The sequence below is a fragment of the Candidatus Kryptonium sp. genome, from assembly GCA_025060635.1.
In the GTDB taxonomy this organism is placed as follows: domain Bacteria; phylum Bacteroidota; class Ignavibacteria; order Kryptoniales; family Kryptoniaceae; genus Kryptonium.
On the sequence record JANXBN010000001.1, the window covers coordinates 215,466 to 239,378 of the forward strand.

Consider the following 23,913-nt stretch of genomic DNA (forward strand, 5'->3'; position numbering starts at 1 on the left):
TTTTAAGCAAGATTCAATCCTCCGATGTCAAATTGTCACTTGACAAAGACCGAAAATTTTGTTATATTTATATTGCAATATAAAGATATTTGAATGTATTTATATGAATCTGAAAAAGATAAAAGATGCTGATTTCACAGAGGAAGCCGAGATATTAAAAATTCTCGGGCATCCGACGAGGTTGAAAATCGTATGTGGACTGATTGAGCAAGGGTTGTGTGTGAGTGATATTGGCGATTGCCTCGGAGAGCCACAGCCGAAGATCTCTCAACATCTTGCTTTACTTAGAGCGAAGGGAATTGTTAAAGCGGAGAGAGAGGGAGTAAACATAAGATACAAGGTTGTGCATCCTCTCGTGCTGAAAATCGCTAAAATCTTGGAGCGGGAAAAATTAAATGATTAAAAGCAATGTCCGTTCAAAAAGTAAATGAATTCTCTAAAGTTGCTGAAATGTTGAGAGTTATTGGACATCCAGTCCGACTGAAAATAATTAGTGAGTTAATTGAATCGGAGAAAACTGTGTCTGAATTGTGGCATTTGATTGGTCAGTCCCAATCTTTAGTTTCTCAGCACTTGGCTGTTTTAAGGCACAGCGGGATAATAAAAAGTGTTCGCAGAGGGAACACCGTCTACTATTCAGTGATAAATCCAACCGTCATTAAAATTTTAAAACTAATTCAAAAACAAACTAACTAAGGAGGAACAAGTTATGTTTCTTGATGCAGACGATAGGGAAGAATTAAAAAGAAGATTTGAGGAAAATTTAGTTAACAAAGTTCGTTTGATCCATTTCACACGGGAACTTGATTGCCAGTATTGCAGGGAAACGAAACAATTACTAACTGAACTTGCCGAGCTTTCGGATAAAATTCAACTTGAGATTTATAACTTCTATACCGATACAGACAAAGTTGAACAATTCAAAATAGATAAAGTTCCTGCGACAGTTATCGCAAGCGAGGACAAGGATTATGGAATTAGATATTTCGGAATCCCATCTGGTTATGAATTTGCTTCGCTTTTATCAGATATTGAAATGGTATCAAGAGGGGTTTCAGGTTTAAGTCAGAGAAGCATTGAAAAGATAAAAGAGATTGATGTTCCAGTTCATATTCAGGTCTTCGTGACGCCTACTTGTCCATATTGCCCAAGCGCTGTTCATCTTGCGCACCAACTTGCCATGGAAAATGATCTTATTACTGCAGATATGATTGAAGCAATAGAATTCCCAGATCTTGCTGAAAAATATATGGTTATGGGAGTTCCGAAGGTAGTTATGAATGATATCTATTATTTTGAAGGGGCTTTGCCAGAGAGGCATTATGTTGACAAGGTTCTTGAAGCGGCAAGAAAAACGAAAGAATCTATAAAACAACAAAATTAAGCACTTAAAATGAAAGAGCGACTTGTTGTAATCGGTGGTGTTGCTGCAGGTATGAGTGCAGCAAGCAGGGCGAGGAGATTAAGACCTGATGTTGAGATAACTGTTTTTGAAAAGAGCGGTTTTGTTTCCTATGGCTCTTGTGGTTTGCCATATTTTGTTTCAGATGTAATTAAATCGCATGAAAACTTAGTTGTATATGACGCAAAGTTTTTCAAGGAGAAAAGAAACATTAATGTTTTTCTCCATCATGAAGTTTTGAAGATCTTTCCAGCTAAAAGAACGATTCTCGTAAGAAATCTTGAAAACGGACAAGAATTTGAAGTTGGTTATGATAAACTTGTGATCGCAACGGGAGCTCGGGCAGTTAAACCAAACATAAGTGGAGTTGAATTAAAGGGTATTTTCACAATTAGATTTCTTGAGGATGGAATTGCGATAAAAAACTTTATAAAAGAAAATTCGCCGAAAAAAGCTTTAATCGTTGGAGCTGGTTATATCGGAATGGAAATGGCTGAAGCACTTGGCTCGCTTGGAATGGATGTCACAATTGTTGAACAGATGCCGAATATACTTGGGAATATGGATGATGAGATAAATGAAATCGTTGAACAAGAACTTATGAAGAATGGTGTGAAGCTTTTAAAATCTGTTTCTGTGAAAGAGTTTGTTGGAGAAAACGGATATGTTAAAAACGCTGTTTTGAGCGATGGTCAAATTGTTGGATCTGATCTTGTCGTAATCGGTGCTGGAATAAGACCAAATTCTGAAATAGCCAAGGAAGCTGGGATAGAGCTTGGAAGAACCGGAGCAATTGCAGTGAATCAAAGAATGGAAACGAACATACCTGGAATTTATTCAGCTGGTGATTGTGCTGAAGCATTTCATCTTGTTTTAAATCGCCCAGTTTATATACCGCTTGGAACAACGGCAAATAAACAAGGTAAAGTCGCAGGTGAAAACGCAGTTGGTGGAAACGCAATTTTCAAAGGTATTGTAGGGACTGCTGTTTTTAAGGTTTTTGATCTTGAGGTAGCAAGAACTGGATTATCTGAAAAACAAGCAAAAGCTGAGGGATTTGATTATGTTTCAACTGTAATTGAGCATGGTTCAAGGGCACACTATTATCCAGGTGGTAGCAAGATAAGGGTTAAGCTAATTGCAGATAGGAAAACTGGACATTTGCTTGGTGCTGAAATGGTTGGAAGAGATGGGGTCGCTAAAAGAATAGATGTCCTCGCAACTGCTCTTCATGCAAAGCTTACTATTGAGGAAATTGGCTATCTTGACTTAAGCTATGCACCGCCATTTGCTCCGGTATGGGATCCGATTTTGATCGCCGCAAATGACCTTGAAAAGAAAATAAAAAGTTAAAAGGATATGGAGCAGAAACAACCTAAGGTTATCATTTTCACGACACCAACTTGTCCTTGGTGCAGAGCAGCAAAACAGTATTTTATGCAGAAAAAGATAAAATTTACAGAAGTTGATGTCACCAAAGATCAACGAGCTGCAAGAGACTTAATTCGCCTTACCGGTCAAACTGGTGTCCCGGTTATTTTGATAAATAATCGTCCTGTCGTTGGATTTGATCGAGCTAAAATTGATCAATTGCTTGGTTTGAAATAAATAAAAACAAAATTTCTTAGGAGTGAAAAATGAGAATCAAACCGCTTGATGATAGGGTCCTTGTTGAACCGCTTGAAGAGGTAGAATCAAAAACCAAATCTGGAATCATCATTCCAGATACTGCAAAAGAAAAGCCGAGAATCGGGATTGTGGTTGCCGTTGGAACTGATGAGGATTTACGATCAAAGGTGAAAGAAGGTGATAAAATTTTATTCGCAAAGTATGGCGGTGAAGAGATTGAAATGGATGGTAAAGAATACAGAATAATCTCAAGGAGCGACATTTTAGCGGTGATTGAAGATTAAACTCTTTTTGATCCCGGGGCACTTTGCCCTTGGGATTTTTCATTAAATCTGAATCTTTTTTGAAAAGAGAGATTTTAGAGATCATGAAAATAGCGATTCCAACAGATGATGGCGAACATATTTCTGATGCATTTGGACACGCACATTATTTTTTGATAACTGATGAAACAGAAAAAGAAATAGAATTGCGACATAATCCTAAAGCTCACGAAGGACATCATCACAGACATTCGCATAACACCAAGGAAAAACAAGCAAGGATCAATGCTATATCTGAATCTTTAAAAGATGTTGAGGTGATAATAACTTCCCATATAGGTAAGCCGATGATGGAGAAGATGCTTGCTGATGGAAAAGTTATTTACATTTCGCCGAAAGGACTAAAAATTTCACAGGTTCTGAATTTATATCTCAACGGAAGTTTGAAAAGAATTTCAACTTTAACTTAAACACAACAATAAAAGAGGATCGCAACTGTGACGAAAATACTTATACTTGGTGGTTCTTTCGCAGGATTAACGGCAGCGTTTGATTTGAAGCGAAAGCTCAAAGATCAAGCTCAAATAACCGTAATTTCAAAGTCAAAAGATTTCGTCTTCATACCTTCTTTAATTTGGTTGCCTTTTGGTTGGAGAAAACCTGATGATATTTCGTTTGAAATTAAACCCGTGCTTGAAAAGAAAGGAATTAATTTTGTCCACGCTGAAGCGACAAAAATAATTCCAGAGAAAAATCAAGTTGAAACAACTGCTGGAACATATGATTATGATTTTCTCTTGATAGCAACTGGACCCGATCTTAAATTTGAAGAAGTTGAAGGACTTGGACCACATGGTGGACATACGACATCAGTTTGTACGATTGATCACGCACTTCATGCTGGAAAGAAATGGGAAGAGTTAGTTAAAGAACCTGGTCCAATTGTGATTGGAGCAACACAGAAGGCAAGTTGCTTTGGTGCTGCGTATGAATATGTTTTCAATATTGAATATGCAGCGAGAAAAGCTGGCATAAGAGATAAAGTAGATATTACATTCGTTACCGCTGAACCATTTCTTGCAAACTTTGGAATTGGTGGAGTCGGTAGCTCGCAGAAGATGACCGAATTCTTTTTCAAGAAGCTTAAAATTCGTGGAATTACAAATGTCGCAATTGAAAAGATAACTGAGGACAAAATATATCTCTCAAATGGTGAGGTATTACCGTATAAATACGCAATGATAATCCCGCCGTTCCTTGGTGTGAAAGCGATCCGTGATTCAGGAATTGGAAATGAATCTGGATTTATACCTGTTGACGATACATATAAACATGTGGACTATGATAACATCTATGCAGCTGGTGTAGCGGTTGCAGTTAAATATCCAGAGCCAACCCCAATCCCGATCGGAGTTCCAAAAACTGGTTATATGTCTGAAGTTATGGCACGAGTTGCAGTTGATAACATTGTTTCGCGGGTTCTTGGTACTGGTCATATGAGGAAACTTCCATTTGCCGATATAGCACCGCTTTGTGTAATGGACGCAGGAAATATGGGTGTTCTTTTCGTTGCAAGTAGGGTTTTTAAGCCAAGGAAATATCATATTCTTTTCCCAGGTCCATGGTCGCATTGGATTAAGGTATGGTTTGAGAAATATTATCTTTGGAAGATGAAAAATGGATATTCCCAATTGCCATAAAGCCCATTGAATTTCAAGAAAAATTTATGTATCTTTGATAGCGTTGTTTTCGTGAAACATTTGCAAATTTTGCATTGTTTTTAAAATTGAATGGTTTTGTAAAACTTAAAGATGGAGGTAAGAATTGATCACGACACCTGTAAATAAGCAAAAGGCAAAGGTAATTGGAATGATTATAACCGATTGCCCGAATTGCAAGAATCAGATTTTTCTTGAAAAGCAAAGTGTAAAACTTTGCCCGTATTGTGAAGCAGAAGTTCACTTAGATATTGAAAACATTGATGTTCGTGTCTGGGCAATTGTCCCTGAAAGACCATCGCGCAGAAGAAGGAGAAGAAGTAAAACAGAAGACATTGATCTTTTAACAAACTAATTTTGAGAGGTCATCATGAAGGTAAACGAAGCAACATGGGATAGGATTTTGAGAGTAATCATAGGACTGTTTCTCCTTTCGTTTCTGTTTTGGATGGAGGGAAGTTCAAAATACTGGGGACTAATCGGGCTTGTTCCACTTATAACAGGACTTATTGGTTATTGTCCAGCTTACTCACTTTTTAAAATCTCTACTCGTAGGGAAACCCAAAGCTCGGGGAGTTAAATTTTTAAGCCCCGATTTCAATCGGGGCTTTTTTGTAAAATTAAAACGGTCTTAAATAATGATTGTGGTTTATATTCTTGCTGGTGTAATTTTATTTTTTGTTTTGGTGAATTTAAGCATCGTTTTACGAGCGAAGTTGAAAAAAGGTAAATATGTTCCGGAAATTGGCGGTGAAATTGGCAAGGCAATTAAAAATGGCCAAAGAGTAATACTTTATTTTTACAGTCCTACTTGTTCTGCTTGTAAAGTGCAAACCCCTATAATTGATAAACTCATTAACTCCGCAAGTAGCAAGACAAAAATTTTTAAAATTGATGTAAGCAAGGATGTAAATGTCGCTTTGAAACTTGGTGTTATGGGAACTCCTTCAACTGTTGTAATTGAAAATTCAAAGATCAAAGAATTTTTTGTGGGTGTTAAATCTGAAAACATATTAAGGAGGTTCCTATGAAATACGGGATCTCAAAAGTTGTAAATCTTTCTTATGAAGAAGCAGTTAACAAAGTCACTGAAGAACTCAAAAAAGAAGGCTTCGGTGTTCTAACAACAATTGATGTTAAAGAGACATTGAAGAAAAAACTTGATGTTGATTTTGACAAATATATTATCCTTGGTGCTTGTAATCCTCCATACGCATATAAAGCTTTGCAAGCTGAATATGACCTTGGTTTAATACTTCCATGCAATGTTGTGGTTTATGAAAGAGATGGAAAGGTGACTGTATCTGCATTTGATCCGATGGTGATGGCACAAATGATTGATAATCCAAAACTAAAAGAAATTGCACAAGAAGTTCGTGAAAAACTTGAGAGAGTTATTGAAAATGTTTAAAAATAAAAGCGTGAAACCGAAAATGAAGAAGAATATAATTGGAATTCTGATTTTAATCTTGGCAGTTGGTTATCTTGGCTATACTTTTATAAAATCATCAAATTCTGATGATAGTTATTCAACGATCACACCTGCCTTTGCTAATGTGCCTTCAAATGATAGACCAGCTCCTAACTTTGAACTGCCCGATGTAAATGGAAAGAAAGTAAGATTATCCGATTTCAAAGGAAAAATTATAATTCTTGACTTCTGGGCTACATGGTGTCCGCCGTGTAGAGCTGAGATACCTGGATTTATTGAACTTTATAACAAGTATAAAGACAAGGGAGTTGTGGTAATTGGAATTTCTCTTGACGAAGGTGGTGTTAAGGATGTTGTGCCATTTATGAAAGAGTTTGGAATTAATTACCCGATTCTAATTGGCAATTTCAAAGTCACACAAGATTATGGCGGAATTCGTGGAATACCAACAACATTTGTAATAGATAGAAAAGGCAATATAAGAGCGAAGTATGTTGGTTATCGTCCAAAGGAAGTTTTTGAAAGAGATATAATAATGCTTTTAAATGAAAAGTGAAGTAACCAAATCGGTTCGTTTAACTTTTCATGAAGTTAAAGAGGAAGTAAAGAATTGCCCAAGGTGTGGCAGTGAGATGCTTTTTATCAGGAGATGTTGTGGAGATAATGAAGTTTGGCGATGTGAAAAATGTGAATATGTTGAGAAAGAGTTAAGTCAAAATATATGGTATTATTATATCTGGGCAAAATAAACTTTGGGAATTAACAATGATTGCTGGGATAATTGGTGCGTTAATTGGTGGAGTTTTGGGATTTTTTATAGGTAGGTATTTTTCAAAGATCGGCGGTATGTGTCCGCTCTTATGTAATCCAAAGATAAGCACAATATACTTTGCGTTACTTGGTTTTTTGCTCACATATAACAAATTTTAAAAACAAGCAAAGGAGATAAACAATGGCAAAAGTTGAAGTCAAATTCGTTGACGGCATGACTTTTATTGGGAAAGGGGAATCAAATCATTGGGTTGTTATGGATAGTGCTGAAAGTGTTGGTGGGACCAATGCGGGAACGAGACCTATGGAACTTGTTTTAATTGCGCTTGGTGGCTGTAGTGGTATGGATGTCGTTAGCATCTTGAAGAAAAAAAGAGTTAAGTTTGATAAATTTGAAATGAAAATAAGTGGAGAAAGAGCAGAGGAGCATCCAAAGGTTTATACGAAAGTTGATGTTGAGTATATAATCTATGGGAGAGGAATAAATCCTAAGGATGTTGAACATGCGATTGAACTTTCGCAGACAAAGTATTGTTCCGTTTCCGCAATACTTAAAAAATCTGGTGCTCAAGTAAATTATACTTATAAAATAATTCAACCAGAAACGGAGGTGGTTAAAAATGAATAAAATGCTGTTGTTCATAATTTTGTTATTTTCCTTTCTTTTCCAAACTGACGAAAAAACTCAAAAAGCAATTGAACTCGCAAGAAAGATTTCAAATGAGCTTGTTGACTCAGTCAGGACAGTTTTGTTTAATGAGCTTGGCAAAGGTGGCTATGTTGGTGCGATAAAAGCATGTTCAAATCTTGCACAAGAAATAATAAAAGCTCATCAAGAAAAGTATGGAGTGTATGTAAGACGAGTAAGCGATAAATATAGAACCAAGCTTGACAAGCCAGACGATTACGAAGCCAAGATTTTGAAGAATCTTGAAGAACTTAACCAAAGAAATGAACTACCCCAGGAATATTATGAAGTTGTCACTGAAAAAGGCAAGAAGTATTTGAGATATTTCAAACCTTTGATCGTCCAGCCGATGTGTTTGAATTGTCATGGGACGGATGAATTTATCAAAAAGGAAATAAAAGATTTTTTGAAGGAAAAATATCCAGAAGATAAGGCAACAGGTTATAAAGCAGGGGATTTCAGAGGTGCGGTGAGCGTTAAAATTAAATTAAGCGAGTCAAAGTAAATCTATGCATAAGTTCAACCCAGAAAATGCGCACCGACTTCTTGATGATGAGAGACGAAAAATTCTTCCACCTGAGGAAATTTTAATTTCAAGCGGACTAAAAGAGGGCATGACCATAGTTGATGTTGGTTGCGGAAGTGGTTATTTCACAATTCCAGCTTCAAAAATAGTGGGCAAAAATGGCAAAGTTTATGCAATTGATGTTCAAGAAGAAATGATAAAGAAATTAAGGCAAAATAATTTACCAGATAATGTAACTTCAATTCTTGCTGAAAATGATTATGAATTTCCGATAGATGATGAAATAAGCGATTTCACATTTCTTGGATTTGTTGCTCATGAAAACGAGGACATTGAAAGGTTTTTAAGTGAAGTTAGAAGGATAACGAAAACCGGAGGAAAGATTGTTATTCTTGAATGGAAGAAACAACATGAGGAGAACGGTCCGCCTTATGAGGAAAGGATCTCTCAAGATGTTCTTTTGGCCTTGCTGGAGAAACTTAACCTTTCAATCGTTGAACATAGCGAAATAAATCAATCGCACTACAAGATAATTTCTGTTAAGAAATGAAAAATTTCTCCAAATTTTTGATCTTAATTTTATTTGCGGTTTATTTTTCAAGTTGTGCTGTAAAGTTAGTCCAACAAAAACCAAGCATTTATACTGATATTACTCCAATTGAAGCCCAGAGAAAGATAGAGCAAAACAAAAAGGTCTTGATTCTTGATGTTCGCACGAAGGAGGAATTTTCGGAGTGGCATCTTAAAAATGCCGTAAACATCCCTGTTCAGGAGCTTGAGGGAAGATTGGATGAGTTGGAAAAATATAAAGATTTTGAAATTATCGTTTATTGTAAGGGTGGCGTTAGAAGTAAAATGGCTGGTGAAATTTTAGTTAAAAATGGATTTAAATATGTTTACAATCTTTCTGGTGGTATCAATGAATGGAAAAAACAATTTGAGGCAAAGCAATGAAGAAGATTACAAAAGATATAACGATTGAAGATCTTGTTACCGAATTTCCTGAATCTGTTGGTTTCCTGATGAAAAAAGGTATTAAATGTATCGTCTGTGGTGAGCCAATTTGGGGAACATTGGAGCAGGCGATAAAAGACAAAGGGAAAGAGAACGAGATGGAACAAATAATTGATGAGTTAAATGAAGTGCTCGGTTTAAAAGAAAAGGAGGAACAGCAAAAGTGAATAAAATAAAGTTTATACTTCCATTGGTAGGTGCAATTGCTGGTTATGCTTATTACTATTTTATCGGCTGTAGGGTTGAAACCTGTCCCATTACAAGCGATCCATATCTTTCAACGCTCTATGGAGCCATTACTGGGCTCGGGGTTTATTGGACATTCTTTTCTGAAAAAAAGAAACAGGACAGTTAACAAAATGGCAGTTGCACTTCAAGTTAGTTTATATCCATTAAGGCAAATGGACATAATAGAACCAATTAACAATGTAATTGATATTTTTAAATCATATGGACTTGAAACGCATGTCGGTTCAATGAGCACGCTCGTTTACGGTGAAGATGAGTTGGTTTTTAAAGCACTACAAGATGCATATAAAAAAGCTTCTGAATTTGGTGAATTTGTTATGGTCGCAACATTTTCAAACGCGTGTCCATTGCCTTTGAGATTTGATATAAGATGAAGTAATCAACGAAGAATTAGCCTTTTTTTATTTTACCAGAGTTGTTACTTTATCTTATTTTGTAAGAGCGAACTTATCTTTACCATAGTCCAATTCCATCGGGTTCCTTGCCGGTTCCGATGGTTTTCACAACTTTTCCAGCTTTAATGTCAATTACGCTTACGATATCAGCGTTAGAATTTGCTACATAAATTATGTTATCGCGTCCGATTGCTATACCGATGGGAACGGGGCTATCTCCGAAGGCTGATCCGAACAATCTTCCTGTTTTTTCTACATCTGATTTCTCCGCTGTCTTTATTCGCTTTAAAATTTCCTTGCTTTTGGCATCAACAATTGTGATTTCACCACTTCTTGCGGATGATATAACTGCGTATTTCCCATCTTTTGAAAACTTAACACGAATTGGGAAACCCTCAACTTTAAATTTTAGTTTAACCTCGAGAGTTTTCGCATCAATCACAGCGACGCTATCTTCAGCTCGGTTCGTGACCCATATTTCGGCTCCATCTGGAGAGACATCAATTCCTTCGCTACCTCTTCCGGTTGATATGTTCTTGACAAGTTTCATTTCTTTTAAATCAATTACGCTCATGGAGCCAGAGCCAATGTTTGCAACGAAACATCTGGATTTGTCAGCGGAAAGAGCAAGCATGTGTGAAACCTCTTGCTCTGTCTTGACAGAAGCAACGATCTTTTCATTTTTAACATCAACTATGATTATTGATTTATTTGTTTCTGCCGTGATTATAACCTTTTCATTATCAATCCATTCAATTCCATGTGGTCTGCGAAAGTCGCCAAGATTTATAGTTTTTTCAACTGTTAATTTCTCAAGATTGTAAAGCGTGAGCGAATTCCCTGGTTTTTCTCTTGTTCCGTAATTTGTTATGACAGCATATTTTCTATTTGGTGAAATTGCAACCTCGTGCGGTCCTTCTCCCGTTTGAAATTGAGTTATCAACTTATCTGTCTTCAGATCAAAAATCATTGCAGTGTTGTCAAACTTGTTAAGGACAATTAAATTTTGCGATAGGGAAAAAGAAATATGGAAAATTAAGACAAAAATTGATTTTTTAAACATAGTCGGCTTTGATTTGTTTTTAACTTATTGCGATTGTTAGACTTTTATGGGCTTATACAAAATTAATTGAGAGTCGTGAAAACAAAAAATTTAGCTTTGGCTTTAACCCTGTTTTATTTCGTTTTGGTTGGTTGTTCAGGTGATAAGTTAATTTAATGTCCGAATTCGGGTGTAATCGCAAGACAGGGGTCAATTGGTCTTTTATCTTCACATCTTGCTTTGAAACTTCCATTAAAAGAAGAGCGAGATTAGTTTTGGGTTTCAGAAAAACATATTTTGATACTATCACCAGTTTATTTTTAAGCAGACTTTCCCAATAAGTTTTTATAATGCTTTTGTAAAGTTCGTTGTTATACCTAATGGCGTCAGTTATTATGAATAGTTTTTTTATCTAAACCGTGATTTTCACGATGTATTTGAATAGCTCTTTGTAAACCTATAATAGAGGTGCTTTAAGCGCTGGGCTTGAAAATCTATATGACGCGTTTGCTTCTATGATGGTTGATTCAATAGCTATCAATGTCCTGAGAGATTAGGTCTAAAAATTCATTTAGAATTTGCAAGATTTTTTAATTTTTCCAAGTTTAAAACAGTGATTTTTCTTCCCTTAACTTCAATCAACCCATCATCCTGCAATTTTCTTAACGCTCTTGAAAGTGTCTCAATGACTGTTCCAAGATATGAAGCAAGCATTGATCTTGAAATGTTAAGCGTTATTTCAATTTTTTCTCTATTTGTGCGTTGTTTTTCGTACTCCTCCAGCAAATAAGTTGCCAGTCGCTGTGGGACATCTTTTGAAGTTAGCGTCTCAATCTGTTGTGTTAATTCTCTTAATCTCTTTGCGAAACCTTGGAGAATTTTAAGTGAAATTTTGGGATTCTTTACGAATAGTTGTAAAAACTTTTCTTTTGGTATAAATAGCAATGTTGACTCTTCAAGTGCTTCGCAGTTTGAATCGTATGTCTTTCCATCAAAAAGTGGAATTTCAGCGACGAGATTAAACGGCTCAACTATTTGCAAGGTTATATCTCTGCCGTCAGGAGTTAGCTTAAAGATTCGTACGACACCTTTCAGAAGTATATAAAAACCAAGGTAAGGATCTCCTTCGGAGAAAATGATTTCTTTTTTTGAAAATTTCTTCAACTGGGATATCTGAGTAAACTTGCGAAGCTCGTCAGTTGATAATTCAGAGAAGAGAGGAATTTGTTTTATTGTGTCATGATCTGGATTCATTTAAATTCACCGTTTGATTTCAAGGAGTGCAAGTATATACGCACCTGCACCGAAACCAACCATCGGATATTGACCTTGATAATCAGAATTCCATTCATCGTAAAGCTCAGCGATAAGGTTATAGTTTAAATTTGACTGGGAAGTTATCCAATCAATAAGTTGTTCTGCTTCTTTTTTGAACCCTGATTTATGCATTGCTGCTGCGACCCTTAAATCAATGAAAATCCATTCTTGCCTATCGTACCAATCGCCATTGTTAACTCTGAAGAATCCAAATCTATTTTTAATTTTGAGATTCTTTATTATCGCTTCTATTGTTTTCTTTGCAATTTCGCTGTTTGACGGGATCAGGTCAAAGTTTATTGCTTCAACCACGCTTGCGTCAAAGTATTCAAAATCAGATTCATCTTTCGCTTCAATCGTTCCTTTTATAACTCCGTTTTTATCAACGAAATTTTTTAGAAAAGATTTAAGAATTGAATCAGCAAAAGAATTGTAAAATTTTTCAGCGGTCTTATCTTTCAAAAATCCCGCGAGCTCTGCGATTGATCTTAAACCTTTAATTCCTGCAATAGTGGTATATGCATAGTGTTTTCCAGGAAGATGTCTTTCCCAAGGACCTGATTCAGCACGAATAACTCCGTATTTATCAATTGAAGCAATTAAAACATCTGCGATTTTTGTTGTCAAAGTATCCCAATACATAACTGCAAAGTCAAGATCGCCTGATTTTTCAACATAATTCTTGAAAGTCCAAAGGAAAAGTCCAAATCCGTCAAGTTCTATATTCGGTCCATCTTCGTTATGGTCTGACTCTTCAATTCCAGCTCCATAGTATTTGCAAACGGTTATCTTGTAATCTTTTTTAACTCCGTAATCTTTTCCGTCCTTGTGTATATAGTTTTTGTAAAATCCAGCTTTTGCTTTAAGCATGAATTCAAGAGCTGATTTCGCTTCTTCAAGATATCCAAGTTCAATCAGGGCGTTTATTGCATAAACTCCGTCGCGAACCCAAGTATATGTCCATTCCCCAGGTGGAAGTGAGGCGAGAATTTGTCCATACGGACTTCCTTCTTCCCGACATTGTGCCATTTTTATTACAGCAAGCGATTGTCTGAACAGTTCGTTTTCTTTCTTCGTCAATTTTAACTTAAACTTCGCCTTTGATATAAAACTTTCCCAAAATTTTATTTCATCTTCAACTATATTATCGTTGTCGGCAAGTTTTGAAAATTTTTCTATTTCTTCGCTCGTTCTTGAAGGATCAAAAGTTATAAATACTCTCTTCTCAATTTCTCCACCCGTCCCATCGCTTCGTTTCACTGTTTTTGTCTTAACGATTTTTTTAATTGGTGAAGTTTGGAGATCAAATACATTGCTTAAATCATCTTCTGATTTTATTTCTCCTTGAATTGTATTTGCTCTGAAATAAATTTTACTTTGCTTGTATTTTTTATTGATTTTGCAGATTGCGACCATTACAGGTGCATCAATTTGAAATGGGGCAAAGTAATAAGTTTGAATTCCAAGTTTTTTGTAGTTCGCAAAAATTATGTTCGTTCCGTTTATATAACCAATTTCATCTTCAGAGATCTTTGATAAATCATATTTTTTCCCATTAAGTTCAACGATGAAGTTTGCATCATTTATCAAATTTCTCGTGAAGTTGTTGGGGGATATGACTTTGTAGATATGTTCATACATTGATGCAATTTGATGTCGTTCAACATTATAAACTATCGCTGTGAATCCGTTGCTTGAAACAAGTGCTTTTGCGGAACGATGTGGTTTTGTGTTTTCTTTCAATTTGATGTCAAAATCTTTTTTCAAAATCAAGCCAATTGGACCTTTGAAAATTCCACCATCAAATCCGAAATCGCAAACTCTTACCGCAAGGACATTTCCCTTCGTTTTCAGTAAACCTTTTGGTATTGGATATGCTCGTAAGGTGGTCCATTCAGTTCTTCGCTCGGGCGGAAATTTTCCTGTCTCACCAATTTTTACACCGTTTAGATATGTTTCATCTGCGTCGTCTATGCTTCCAAGCAAAAAAATTAAATCTTCTTTTAAAAGATTTGATGGGACATCAAAGTGTAATCTATACCAAACAAAACCATCGTAGTTTGCGAAACCTTGGCTTTCAAAAGTTGCTGGAACTTTTATCTTAGCCCATTGTGAATCATCAAAATCTGGAGCGATCCATTTTAGATCATCACCTGTTTTAAAAAGCCATTCACCAGCAAGGTTTAGCTTTAGCTTGAAATCTTGAGCCGAAAGAATTGAAACGAAAAGCACCGAAAAAATTAAGAATTTTTTCACTGTGTTTTTAATCTTTCTTTAATTTTCACATATTTGCTTTTGTAGAAGTTATTTGAGTGAAAGATTAAATTTTCGGTGAAGTGAGAAAACCAAAAATCGCGGTTGTGCTCGCCAGGATAGATTTTGAACTCGTGTCTTGCTCCTTTGCTTTTCAATATCTCGTGCATTTTCAAATTTCCATCTTTAAGCCAATCCTTATCCCCAACATAGAAAAATATGTATAAACTATCAAAATGTTGCTTTGTTAATTCCTGTGCGATTGATGTTGGTTGAATTGAGCGCCAGTAAATTGAATCGCCAGCGTGAATGTAAGTTCTATTTTTCACCCTTTCAAATGGGACATCAAGAGCTCCCATCATACTGCCAATAGATATGAACTTATCAAAGTATTTCAAGCCAATCCGCATTGCTCCACCTCCACCCATTGAGACACCATCAATTGCTCGTGTTTCACGATATGGTATCGTGCGAAAAGTGGCATCAACATAATTTATTAGGTCCTCAACTATATATTGTTCATACATTCTTTTCTTATCCTTTGAATTCACATAAAATGATGTGTCAGCGTCGGGCATGATTATTATCATTTCAACTATTTTACCGATGTTGATCAAACTATCAACGATTAAATTGATGTTATCGTATTTCCAGGACTCATCGCTTCCGCCGTATCCGTGCAATAAATATAAAACAGGATAACGCTTGCCAAGGTCAATATCATAACTTGGTGGAAGATAAACATAAAGATTTCTTTCCTCTTGGAGCCATCGTGAATAGAACTTTGTTCTGAAAAATCTGCTTCTGTTCCCAATTTCAATCAAAGCTCCATTTTCAATCTTGAAATATCTCACCTGTTCATCGCTGAATTTAACAAGTCCAAGTGTATCTTTGATCAAACGAACATAATCCGCAACGAGGATGCTGTCATTTTCAGGTGAATGATAAACTTTGAAATCAACATAACCAATTGAGTATCTGTTTTCAGTTAGAAAATTGCTGATTTGTCCCATTTCCCTTTTCCAAATCGTATAAACTTTTTCGTCTTCTCTAAAAGTTGGGCTTATGAAGGCAAGATATGAAGCGAATTTTCCAGTTGTCAGGAGCGTGTCCATGATTTTAACTGTTAAGAAGACAGCGTTGTATTCATCTGGTTTTGCCATTTTTTTATTTTCACCTCTCATTCGCCAAAGTTCATCTCTTGAGACGATCAAGATCGGTCCTTCATAGATTCCGCCACCAAATCCAAGGTCTTCAACTCGTATGGCTATTACATTGTCCTCATCATACTTTATCAAGTCATTTGGGATAAAGTAAAATCTTTCCTGTGTCCAGCCTCTTGTAATACCTATTAGTTCACCATTGAAATAAACTTTGTCATTGTCATCAATTTTGCCAAGATAAAGATAAATTTTTTTGTCTTTAAACGATGAAGGTATTTTGACATGTTTTCTATACCATGCGACGCCGTCAAAGTTGTAGCCTTGTTTTTCCCACTGCGAAGGGACTTGAATCTCAACCCAACCGAATTCGTCTATTTTCACATCGCTCCATTCTTTATTATCACCAATTCTGAAAAGCCACTTTCCAGATAATTCAATCCGCTCGGTGCTATGTTTATTGTTTACCTTTTGGTTTGTATTTCCTCCGCAACCCCAAACAAACAAAAAGATTAATGCAGTTAGAAGAATTCTCATGTTTTCAACTCGCTCTCTTTTATTTTTTTGATTGTTTCTTTGATTAAAAGTGAAAATTCATTTTTAACTTTTTGTGCTACTTCTGTAACTTCCTCGTGCGAAAGTTTCGTTGGGCTTATTCCAGCTGCGTAGTTTGTTATGCATGAAATTCCGAGAACCCTCATTCCAAGATAATTTGCTGTTATAACTTCTGGAACAGTTGACATCCCAACCGCATCAGCTCCGATCTTTTTTAGCATTTCAACTTCTGCCGGTGTTTCATAGTTTGGACCGCGAACACTACAGTAAACTCCCTCACGCACGGGCAAGGAAAGATCAATCCCGGTTTTTATTGCTATCTTGCGCAGATTTTCATCGTAAGCTGGTTTGTTAAATCTTGTATCAGCTCGGAAGATTTTTAGTGGATTGAGGAACATAAAATTTATATGATCGGCGATAACCATCAGATCACCAGGTTTAAAATTTTTATTTAACCCACCCGCTGCATTTGTCACAATTAAAATTCTCGTCCCAAGCTCATATGCCACAAGAACAGGATAAATGACATTTTCAATTTTTCCAGATTCGTAAAAATGAATTCTTCCTTGAAATCCGAGGACATTCACATCTTTAAGTTTACCAAAGACCAAATTTCCAGCGTGTCCTTCAACTGTTGAAATTGGATAATTTGGGATATCAACGGTTTTAATTTTTATCTTGTCCTCAAACTCTTCTGCAAGATCCCCAAGCCCTGAACCAAGGATTATTGCTATTTCTGGTTTGAAGTCATTTGTTTTTATCCTGATGGAGTTCACGCTTTCTTTTACTTTTTCAAACATTTTCAATCTTTCCAATTTTTTTCTGGAGTAAGTATAAAGCGATTAATCCGAGCAAGACAGCAAACCAAAGCGTTGCAAATCTAATTATTATCGTAATTGCAACAGCAATCTCTTTCGGAACTTGGTTTAGGACTAAAAGAGCCGTCATGCTTCCTTCCGTTGGTCCAAGTCCGCCCGGCAACATTGAGATAGCACCAGCAATTGTGGAGAAAGAATAAATAAAAGTTGCGAGATCAAGTGAAACATCTATTGAATACGCATAAATCACGAGGTAAAAACCTACGCATTCAAAAAACCATGATAGAATTGAGATCAAAATCATTGGAACTAAAATTCTAAAATCGGATAATTCAATTGCATTGTTATAAGCAGTGTTAACTTTAGCTGTAAATCTATCGCCGAAAACTTTTCTTGTCTTCTCAATTAAGAAATGGACGATTTCTTTTTTACTAAATATGAAAATCCCAGTGATTACCGCAAATCCAACGCTAACAACAATTTCTCTGCCATAGTTGAAATAGAGAGAACCATAAAGAGCAAGAATTACAAAAGCTATGAAATCGTTTATTCTTTCAAACACGACAATTGGGGCGGAGCGTGAAAGCGGGACATTATCCGTGATTTTTAAAAGATATGATTTTAAAGCTTCTCCGAATTTTCCAGGGGTTATTGACATCGTGAGACCGCTTAAGAAGATGAGAAAATTTTTAGAGGTTGAAATTTTTATACCGAGCTTCTTTAGATAAAATTCCCAGCGAAAAAAGCGCACGAGATAATTTAATAGCGAAAGAATTAAAGCGGGAATTATAAAAAACCATTTAAAATTTTTGAAGCTCACGATGAGCTTATTTAGGTCAGCGTAAATCGTTAGGAGAGCAAGGATTAAAATACTGATTAAAATTGCTGTGAGAATTTTCTTGTGAAGATTTTTAATCATCTGATAAAAACTTTTTCATTGCAAGGTAAAATTTTGTAAGCGGGAATCCGACGACATTGTAGAAACATCCATTTATTTTTTCAACAAACACAGCGCCGTAATCATCTTGAATTCCATAAGCACCTGCTTTATCAAGAGGTGAACCAGTTGCGACATATTCTTCAATTTCTTCTTCATCTATTTCCCTAAATTTAACATCCGTGACTTCAAAATCTGAATAAATTTTATTCGTTTTTGTGTCAAGAATTGTGAAGCCGGTATAAACTTTATGGGTTTTACCAGACAATTTTCTTAACATATTTTTAGCATCTTCCGAATCCTTGGGTTTATTGATAATTTCACCGTCAAGAACCACTATCGTATCAGCTGAAATGATCAAGGCGTCGTTGTAATTTTTTGCCACTTCAATTGCTTTTTTCCTTGAAAGGGTAAGGACATATGCTTCAGGTGGTAGTGAATGAATTGAGTTTTCATCAACTCCACTTGGGTGCACGATGAAGTTTAAACCGATTTGTTTCAAGAGGATTTGTCTCCTGGGCGACGCTGAAGCAAGAACGACGAGTTTATTTATTTTTAGCATGTTTTCAGGTATAGTTTATTAATAAAAAATCCCGACACGAGGTCGGGATTAAAATTAAAAAATGAAAATGTTAAATTCAATTCAAGGAATTGGGATTATCTAAACATCGCTTTTATGCTTCCCCAAGTTCTTTTGACACTTGATACTCTGTGAAGGACAGTTATAGGTCCAACATAGAATGAACCATTATTTCTTACAACTTGCAATCTGTAAGCGTAGATGTTGCCCGTTTGCTTAAACGCCGACGCATCAACATATTCATAAACTGAATTATTTCCTTTAGGATTTATCTCAGCAAGCTTTGTAAATTCATTTATCTGGTTTACGCTTCTTTCGAGTATGAACTTTTGAACCCCTGTTTCATCAGATGTTTTCCATCTAACTATGATGTTATCGTTCTGGCTTTGTGCAGTGAAGTATTCAACCACCGAGTTAGCTAATGCAAACACGAATGCAAAAATTAATAATAGAAAAAGTGCGATTTTCATAAATCACTTTTAATTTGTTTTTCAAATCAAAGTTAATAACATTTTTGCACAAAATCAAGTGATGTTAAGCACATTTGGGAGTGTTCGCAAATAAAATCGCAAGAGAATGTCTCTACATTATGCTTTTCGTTAAATTTGAAATTTTCATAATAAAATCGTAAAATTTGCAAAAAAAGGAAGTTTTATGACCACAAAAGCTCCATCTCCGATTAAGGAATTTCCCGCCGATAGCCCGGAGAAAATCGCATACTCAAGCGTTGAAAACATACCTGCCGAAGAACCAAATGATATAAATCGCCTTGGATACCATGTTTGGCTTTATTTAACGGGGAAAGTTGAATCGCTGGAAATGGCGGTAAAGATGGCAAGGGCAAGATTACATATATCAGAAGAAGAGGCGATAAAAATTATAAAGGAGCGGTTAAAAGAAAAGGGATTTTAAAATATTTTAAATTAAACTGGAGAAAGAAATGAAAAAGTGGGCTCTAATTCTTGGTTCATCAAGCGGTTTCGGAGCTGCCACTGCGATTGAACTTTCAAAAAATGGATACAACATCTTTGGAGTTCACCTTGATAGGGCTACTACTATGCCAAATGTTGAAAGAGTAATAAATCAAATAAAAGAAAACGGAGTTGAGGTTGAATTTTTTAATGTCAATGCTGCTGATCATGAAAAAAGGAGAGAAGTTATTGATGCAATTGAGAAAAAATTTGCAGGGGAGCCATCAATCATAAAAGTTGTTCTTCATTCGCTCGCCTTTGGAACATTGAGACCATATATTTCAGAAAATCCAGATGAACAAATTACGCCTAAACAAATGGAAATGACGCTTGATGTAATGGCGAACAGTTTGGTTTACTGGGTTCAAGATTTATTTCATCGCAAGTTGATCGGGAAAGGCACGAGAATTTTTGCCATGACAAGTGAAGGTTCAACAAGGGTTTGGGCATATTATGGACCTGTATCCGCAGCAAAAGCTGCGCTTGAATCCCACATAAGGCAACTTGCTTATGAACTTGCGAAATATGGTATAACAGTTAATGGAATAAGAGCCGGGGTCACAGATACGCCTGCCTTGAGGAAAATTCCAGGAAACGAGAAAATGATAGAATACACTCTTAAAAGAAATCCGTCCGGTAGATTAACAACACCTGAAGATGTCGCAAAGGCGATTGTCCATTTAAGTCATGAAGATATGCATTGGGTTACGGGAAATATCATCGGTGTTGATGGTGGAGAGTTTATCGCTGGATAGTTTAATTAGGCGGGCACAAAGCCCGCCTTTTTTATATCATCTGTTCAACATTCAAAACAAAAGCATGCAATCCTTCATCTTCAAATCTATTGTTCAAAAATTTCACTTCGTTTAAAAGGCTGTCCAACTTTTCATCCGGGATGACAGTTAATATAATTGTGTTGATTTCTGGCCATACATGTGTTCCGAAATGAGGTACTCCTTTATCTGAACCTCTTCCGTAAACATTATTTATCTGCGTGAAACCGCGAATGTTTAGTTTATCAAGAATTTCTACAATTTCTCCTTCAATCGCTTGATTAAAAATAAGCATTACAAGTTTCATTTGACATTTATCCTTTTTTGTTCAAAGATTGAATATATAGTTGGAACGAGCACAAGTGTGATCAATGTTGAAAATGAAAGACCGCCAAGTACTGTTATCCCAAGAGCACGCCATAATTCAGAGCCTTCTCCTTTAAAAACTGCAAGCGGCAAGGTTCCAAGAATTGTCGTAAGCGTTGTCATTAAGACAGGGCGCAATCGTGTTTTACCAGCTGTTATTATAGCATCGTAAAGTTTATATCCACGGGCTCTTAAAAGATTTGTATAGTCAACGAGAACAATGGCATTGTTAACAACTATTCCAACAAGAATTATCAAACCCATAAAAGCTGTAAGACCAAACGGAACTCCAAAAACAAGCAAACCTAAAACAACACCAGTGAACGCAAATGGAACTGCAAACATTATTACAAAAGGATGAAGTAGTGATTCAAATTGAGCAGCCATTATAATGTATGTTAATATCACACCGAGAATCAGAACTTGGAAAAGATCTCGGAAAGATTTTGCTTGTTCTTCAACTTGACCCGCAAATCTTATCTCAACACCTGGTGGTATATCAATTTTTGAAATTCGCTCTTGCAAATCTCTTGTGACATCACCCAATGCTCTACCCTCAACATTTGCTCCAACTGTTATAATTCGCTGTCTGTCTCTGTGTTGAATTTCAATTGGAGAATAAGCCTCATAAATTCTTGCGACATCCTTTATCTTAATCACATTTCCGGAAATAGTGCGAACTGGAATTTCACTAATATACGAAATGCTATTTCTCAAGTCAGCGCCTGGCTGAATCGTTATATCGTATTCATCTCCGAGTTCTTTGTAAGTGGTTGCTTTAAGTCCATAGATGCTTGATCTAATTGTGCTTGCGATGATTGTTGTGTTAAGTCCGAGGGCGGAAGCTTTTTGTTTATCAATTTCAATCCTTATCTCTGGTGAGAGTCCACTTCTTCCGACCAGGACATCTTTTGCACCGGGGATTTTTTCAAGTTCTTCTCTAATTTTTTCCGCAACTTGTGCTGTTAAGTTTAAATCAAAACCTACGACTTCAACCGTTAGAGGTTTTCCGCCACCGAAAAGCACCGCTTGAAAATCGGAGCCACGAGAGATTTCAAGTTTCTCAATTCCTGGGATTAGCTCCGCTTTTTTTCTAAGTTTTTCAGCAATTTCTTCAATAGAAACACCTCTTTCCTTTAATGGAACTAACCTTGCACCAACCGTTACGACATTGTTTCCTTCAACTTGTCCAGTTATCGTTGCGAAACCTTGCTCTGTTGTTCCAGCTCTCATGAAAATATATCGTCGCCACTTTTCAGGTATCTCTTCAAGCATAATCTTTTGCAATTGTTCCCCGACCTTTATCGTTTCATCAATTCGTGTTCCAATAGGTAATTGAGCAATTATTTGAATTTGCCCAGTATCGCTTGCTGGGAAAAAGTCAAAACCAACGAATCTAAATAACACAAATGAACCGAGAAACACAAACAAAGCAACGGACACAACTAAAATTTTATGCTTTAGAACCCAAGTTATGGTCTTTTCGTAAAAGTTTTCTATTGCCTGAAACCATCTTTCGCTTTTATCAAAGAGATTGGAAAGCAATTTGCTCTTTATTCTTTCTTGTTTCTTGAGCCATTTTGAGGAAAGCGTTGGCGTTAAAGTCAGCGAAGCGATTAATGAAGTTAAAACCATCACGGTCACGAGGATTCCAAGCTCTCTAAACAAAAATCCGGCAACTCCAGTTAAAAACGCAAGCGGTAGAAATACAGCCACATTTGTAAGTGATGATGCTGAAATTGCAAGCCCAATTTCATTTGCAGCTATGACAGAAGCTACTTTTGGGTTTTCGCCACGCTCAATATGTCGTGTTATGTTTTCAAGAACAACTATAGCGTTGTCAACAACAATTCCTATAGCGATTGCAAGGGATGCAAGTGAGATTAAATTTATTGTTCCGCCAATTAGATATAAAGTGATGAAAGCAACTACAAGTGAGAAGGGGATCGTTAAAATTACTATCAAACTTGCCCTTATCTTTCTTAGAAACAGAATGACGACAAGTATAACAAATATCGCACCATAAGAAACTGCATTGAGCAGGTTATTGATTGAATTTTTGATGAACTCAGAAGAGTCAAAAGCTATGTTAAGTTTTACATCTCTCGGTAGAGTTTTTTCAATTTCGGAAAGTGCTTTTTTAACTGCATCAACTACCTCAATTGTGTTCGCGGTTGCTTGCTTTTGAATGAAAAGTAAAACTCCTGGTTCATTATTTATTTTGACATATACGGTTTGCTCTTTTATCGTATCAATGACATCTGCAACATCTCTTAAATAAACGAGAGCACCTTGGTAATTACCAATCACAGCTGATTTGATTTCATCTATTGATTTAAATTCACCAGGAACTCGGACGCTGTATTCCTTCATTCCAACTTTAATTACACCTGCTGGCAAGGAAAAGTTTTCTGCGTTAAGTATTTGTGCTATCTGCGGAATTGTTAAGTTATAAGCCTCAAGTTTCTTCGGATCAACTTTAACTAAAATTTCGCGCTGAGGTCCACCAACCGAAAATACTGAGCCAACTCCGGGAACTTGTCTTAATGGTTGAGCTATCTTGTCTTCTATGATTTTGTTGATCCCAGGATAGCTTTCGTTTGAGTTTATGCCGATTAACATGATCGGAAAAGTTGATGTGCTGAACTTAAAAATTGATGGTTCCTGAGCATCGTCAGGTAATCTTCTCTTTACCCTATCTATTGCGTCCCTTACATCATTTGTTGCTTCTGCGATGTTGGTTCCCCATCTGAAGTTTATAGTTATGATTGAAATGTTATCTTTTGAGCTTGATGTGACTTTTGTGACATTGTTTATCGTGCTAACTTCATCCTCAATGAGTTTCGTTACCTTTTGCTCTACATCTTCTGCTGAAGCGCCTGGATAAATCGTGACGACGCTTACCGCTGGTGGTTCAAGCTTTGGAAGCAGATCTATAGCAAGACGCGAAAGGGCGAAAGCCCCTAAAACTGCAAGGGCTATGTAAAACATTATAGTGCTAACGGGTCTATTTACAGATAATTTTGGTAAGCTCATCTTTTGAACCTCCTGAAT

The 23,913-nt window shown here is 36.3% G+C and carries 32 protein-coding genes; 21 read left to right on the forward strand and 11 right to left on the reverse strand.

Annotation, left to right across the window (positions count from 1 at the left end):
• The first annotated feature begins 103 nt into the window (after positions 1-103).
• The 12 genes from NZ923_01055 (at position 104) to NZ923_01110 (ending at position 7,000) form a co-directional block, all read left to right on the forward strand.
• Positions 104-403, forward strand: coding sequence for a metalloregulator ArsR/SmtB family transcription factor (locus tag NZ923_01055; protein ID MCS7228606.1), 300 nt, complete (start codon positions 104-106; stop codon positions 401-403).
• A gap of 306 nt (positions 404-709) precedes the next feature.
• Positions 710-1,384: a thioredoxin family protein gene (locus NZ923_01060; protein ID MCS7228607.1), complete on the forward strand. Its 675-nt coding sequence runs from the start codon at positions 710-712 to the stop codon at positions 1,382-1,384.
• 9 nt (positions 1,385-1,393) lie between these two features.
• Positions 1,394-2,755 (forward strand): CoA-disulfide reductase, encoded by a 1,362-nt coding sequence (locus NZ923_01065; protein ID MCS7228608.1) that lies wholly within the window; start codon positions 1,394-1,396, stop codon positions 2,753-2,755.
• Positions 2,756-2,761: 6 nt separating this feature from the next.
• Positions 2,762-3,010 carry a glutathione S-transferase N-terminal domain-containing protein gene (locus NZ923_01070; protein ID MCS7228609.1) on the forward strand — a complete coding sequence of 83 codons (249 nt, stop codon included), beginning with the start codon at positions 2,762-2,764 and terminating at the stop codon, positions 3,008-3,010.
• 29 nt (positions 3,011-3,039) lie between these two features.
• Complete coding sequence (locus NZ923_01075) at positions 3,040-3,315, forward strand: co-chaperone GroES (GenBank protein ID MCS7228610.1); 276 nt, start codon at positions 3,040-3,042, stop codon at positions 3,313-3,315.
• An 83-nt stretch (positions 3,316-3,398) separates the two neighbouring features.
• The gene (locus NZ923_01080) at positions 3,399-3,764 is read left to right on the forward strand and encodes a NifB/NifX family molybdenum-iron cluster-binding protein (GenBank protein ID MCS7228611.1); all 366 of its coding nucleotides are present in this window, start codon (positions 3,399-3,401) and stop codon (positions 3,762-3,764) included.
• 27 nt (positions 3,765-3,791) lie between these two features.
• Positions 3,792-4,994 (forward strand): NAD(P)/FAD-dependent oxidoreductase, encoded by a 1,203-nt coding sequence (locus NZ923_01085; GenBank protein MCS7228612.1) that lies wholly within the window; start codon positions 3,792-3,794, stop codon positions 4,992-4,994.
• A 124-nt stretch (positions 4,995-5,118) separates the two neighbouring features.
• Entirely contained in the window at positions 5,119-5,367 is a 249-nt protein-coding gene (locus NZ923_01090; protein MCS7228613.1) for a hypothetical protein, read from the forward strand.
• A 15-nt stretch (positions 5,368-5,382) separates the two neighbouring features.
• Positions 5,383-5,592, forward strand: coding sequence for a DUF2892 domain-containing protein (locus NZ923_01095; GenBank protein MCS7228614.1), 210 nt, complete (start codon positions 5,383-5,385; stop codon positions 5,590-5,592).
• Positions 5,593-5,650: 58 nt separating this feature from the next.
• Positions 5,651-6,043, forward strand: coding sequence for a thioredoxin family protein (locus tag NZ923_01100; GenBank protein MCS7228615.1), 393 nt, complete (start codon positions 5,651-5,653; stop codon positions 6,041-6,043).
• The gene (locus NZ923_01105) at positions 6,040-6,423 is read left to right on the forward strand and encodes a DUF302 domain-containing protein (protein MCS7228616.1); all 384 of its coding nucleotides are present in this window, start codon (positions 6,040-6,042) and stop codon (positions 6,421-6,423) included. The genes NZ923_01100 and NZ923_01105 overlap by 4 nt, the downstream gene beginning before the upstream one ends.
• Entirely contained in the window at positions 6,416-7,000 is a 585-nt protein-coding gene (locus NZ923_01110) for a TlpA family protein disulfide reductase (protein MCS7228617.1), read from the forward strand. The genes NZ923_01105 and NZ923_01110 overlap by 8 nt, the downstream gene beginning before the upstream one ends.
• Before the next feature lie 151 nt (positions 7,001-7,151).
• Here the strand turns inward: NZ923_01110 and NZ923_01115 are convergent, their stop codons facing one another.
• Positions 7,152-7,358: a hypothetical protein gene (locus NZ923_01115; protein ID MCS7228618.1), complete on the reverse strand. Its 207-nt coding sequence runs from the start codon at positions 7,356-7,358 to the stop codon at positions 7,152-7,154.
• A gap of 38 nt (positions 7,359-7,396) precedes the next feature.
• On the opposite strand from NZ923_01115, the gene NZ923_01120 reads away from it, so the two are divergent.
• From NZ923_01120 to NZ923_01150, 7 genes are read left to right on the forward strand one after another with little or no spacing between them, the layout of a single operon-like run.
• Positions 7,397-7,843, forward strand: coding sequence for an OsmC family protein (locus NZ923_01120; protein ID MCS7228619.1), 447 nt, complete (start codon positions 7,397-7,399; stop codon positions 7,841-7,843).
• The gene (locus NZ923_01125; GenBank protein ID MCS7228620.1) at positions 7,836-8,408 is read left to right on the forward strand and encodes a DUF3365 domain-containing protein; all 573 of its coding nucleotides are present in this window, start codon (positions 7,836-7,838) and stop codon (positions 8,406-8,408) included. The genes NZ923_01120 and NZ923_01125 overlap by 8 nt, the downstream gene beginning before the upstream one ends.
• Before the next feature lie 4 nt (positions 8,409-8,412).
• Positions 8,413-8,979 carry a class I SAM-dependent methyltransferase gene (locus NZ923_01130; GenBank protein MCS7228621.1) on the forward strand — a complete coding sequence of 189 codons (567 nt, stop codon included), beginning with the start codon at positions 8,413-8,415 and terminating at the stop codon, positions 8,977-8,979.
• Positions 8,976-9,383 (forward strand): rhodanese-like domain-containing protein, encoded by a 408-nt coding sequence (locus NZ923_01135; GenBank protein MCS7228622.1) that lies wholly within the window; start codon positions 8,976-8,978, stop codon positions 9,381-9,383. Before NZ923_01130 ends, NZ923_01135 begins: the two co-directional genes overlap by 4 nt.
• A complete protein-coding gene (locus NZ923_01140; protein MCS7228623.1) occupies positions 9,380-9,610 on the forward strand; it encodes a DUF1858 domain-containing protein in 231 nt (76 codons plus the stop codon). Before NZ923_01135 ends, NZ923_01140 begins: the two co-directional genes overlap by 4 nt.
• Entirely contained in the window at positions 9,607-9,798 is a 192-nt protein-coding gene (locus tag NZ923_01145; GenBank protein ID MCS7228624.1) for a DUF6132 family protein, read from the forward strand. Before NZ923_01140 ends, NZ923_01145 begins: the two co-directional genes overlap by 4 nt.
• A 4-nt stretch (positions 9,799-9,802) precedes the next feature.
• Entirely contained in the window at positions 9,803-10,066 is a 264-nt protein-coding gene (locus tag NZ923_01150; protein MCS7228625.1) for a Ykof family thiamine-binding protein, read from the forward strand.
• Between the two features lie 79 nt (positions 10,067-10,145).
• Here the strand turns inward: NZ923_01150 and NZ923_01155 are convergent, their stop codons facing one another.
• From NZ923_01155 to NZ923_01190, 8 genes are all read right to left on the reverse strand, one after another.
• The gene (locus NZ923_01155; protein MCS7228626.1) at positions 10,146-11,057 is read right to left on the reverse strand and encodes a YncE family protein; all 912 of its coding nucleotides are present in this window, start codon (positions 11,055-11,057) and stop codon (positions 10,146-10,148) included.
• 639 nt (positions 11,058-11,696) lie between these two features.
• Positions 11,697-12,383, reverse strand: a complete 687-nt coding sequence (locus NZ923_01160; protein ID MCS7228627.1) for a Crp/Fnr family transcriptional regulator — start codon at positions 12,381-12,383, stop codon at positions 11,697-11,699.
• Positions 12,384-12,389: 6 nt separating this feature from the next.
• Positions 12,390-14,678 carry a glycoside hydrolase family 15 protein gene (locus NZ923_01165; GenBank protein MCS7228628.1) on the reverse strand — a complete coding sequence of 763 codons (2,289 nt, stop codon included), beginning with the start codon at positions 14,676-14,678 and terminating at the stop codon, positions 12,390-12,392.
• A gap of 20 nt (positions 14,679-14,698) precedes the next feature.
• Entirely contained in the window at positions 14,699-16,396 is a 1,698-nt protein-coding gene (locus tag NZ923_01170) for an alpha/beta hydrolase-fold protein (protein ID MCS7228629.1), read from the reverse strand.
• Complete coding sequence (locus tag NZ923_01175) at positions 16,393-17,214, reverse strand: purine-nucleoside phosphorylase (protein ID MCS7228630.1); 822 nt, start codon at positions 17,212-17,214, stop codon at positions 16,393-16,395. Before NZ923_01175 ends, NZ923_01170 begins: the two co-directional genes overlap by 4 nt.
• A complete protein-coding gene (locus tag NZ923_01180) occupies positions 17,207-18,151 on the reverse strand; it encodes a flippase-like domain-containing protein (protein MCS7228631.1) in 945 nt (314 codons plus the stop codon). Before NZ923_01180 ends, NZ923_01175 begins: the two co-directional genes overlap by 8 nt.
• Positions 18,144-18,731 carry a Maf family protein gene (locus tag NZ923_01185; protein MCS7228632.1) on the reverse strand — a complete coding sequence of 196 codons (588 nt, stop codon included), beginning with the start codon at positions 18,729-18,731 and terminating at the stop codon, positions 18,144-18,146. The genes NZ923_01180 and NZ923_01185 overlap by 8 nt, the downstream gene beginning before the upstream one ends.
• A 95-nt stretch (positions 18,732-18,826) precedes the next feature.
• Positions 18,827-19,180, reverse strand: a complete 354-nt coding sequence (locus NZ923_01190; protein ID MCS7228633.1) for a hypothetical protein — start codon at positions 19,178-19,180, stop codon at positions 18,827-18,829.
• 223 nt (positions 19,181-19,403) lie between these two features.
• Between NZ923_01190 and NZ923_01195 the strand changes: the two genes are divergently transcribed.
• Entirely contained in the window at positions 19,404-19,661 is a 258-nt protein-coding gene (locus tag NZ923_01195) for a hypothetical protein (protein MCS7228634.1), read from the forward strand.
• A 28-nt stretch (positions 19,662-19,689) separates the two neighbouring features.
• Positions 19,690-20,475, forward strand: a complete 786-nt coding sequence (locus NZ923_01200; GenBank protein MCS7228635.1) for an SDR family oxidoreductase — start codon at positions 19,690-19,692, stop codon at positions 20,473-20,475.
• Between the two features lie 31 nt (positions 20,476-20,506).
• On the opposite strand, the gene NZ923_01205 is transcribed toward NZ923_01200, so the two are convergent.
• Both NZ923_01205 and NZ923_01210 read right to left on the reverse strand, forming a co-directional pair.
• On the reverse strand, positions 20,507-20,800 hold the full coding sequence (locus NZ923_01205) for a hypothetical protein (protein ID MCS7228636.1): 294 nt from the start codon (positions 20,798-20,800) through the stop codon (positions 20,507-20,509).
• Entirely contained in the window at positions 20,797-23,895 is a 3,099-nt protein-coding gene (locus NZ923_01210; GenBank protein ID MCS7228637.1) for an efflux RND transporter permease subunit, read from the reverse strand. Before NZ923_01210 ends, NZ923_01205 begins: the two co-directional genes overlap by 4 nt.
• Positions 23,896-23,913 lie beyond the last annotated feature (18 nt).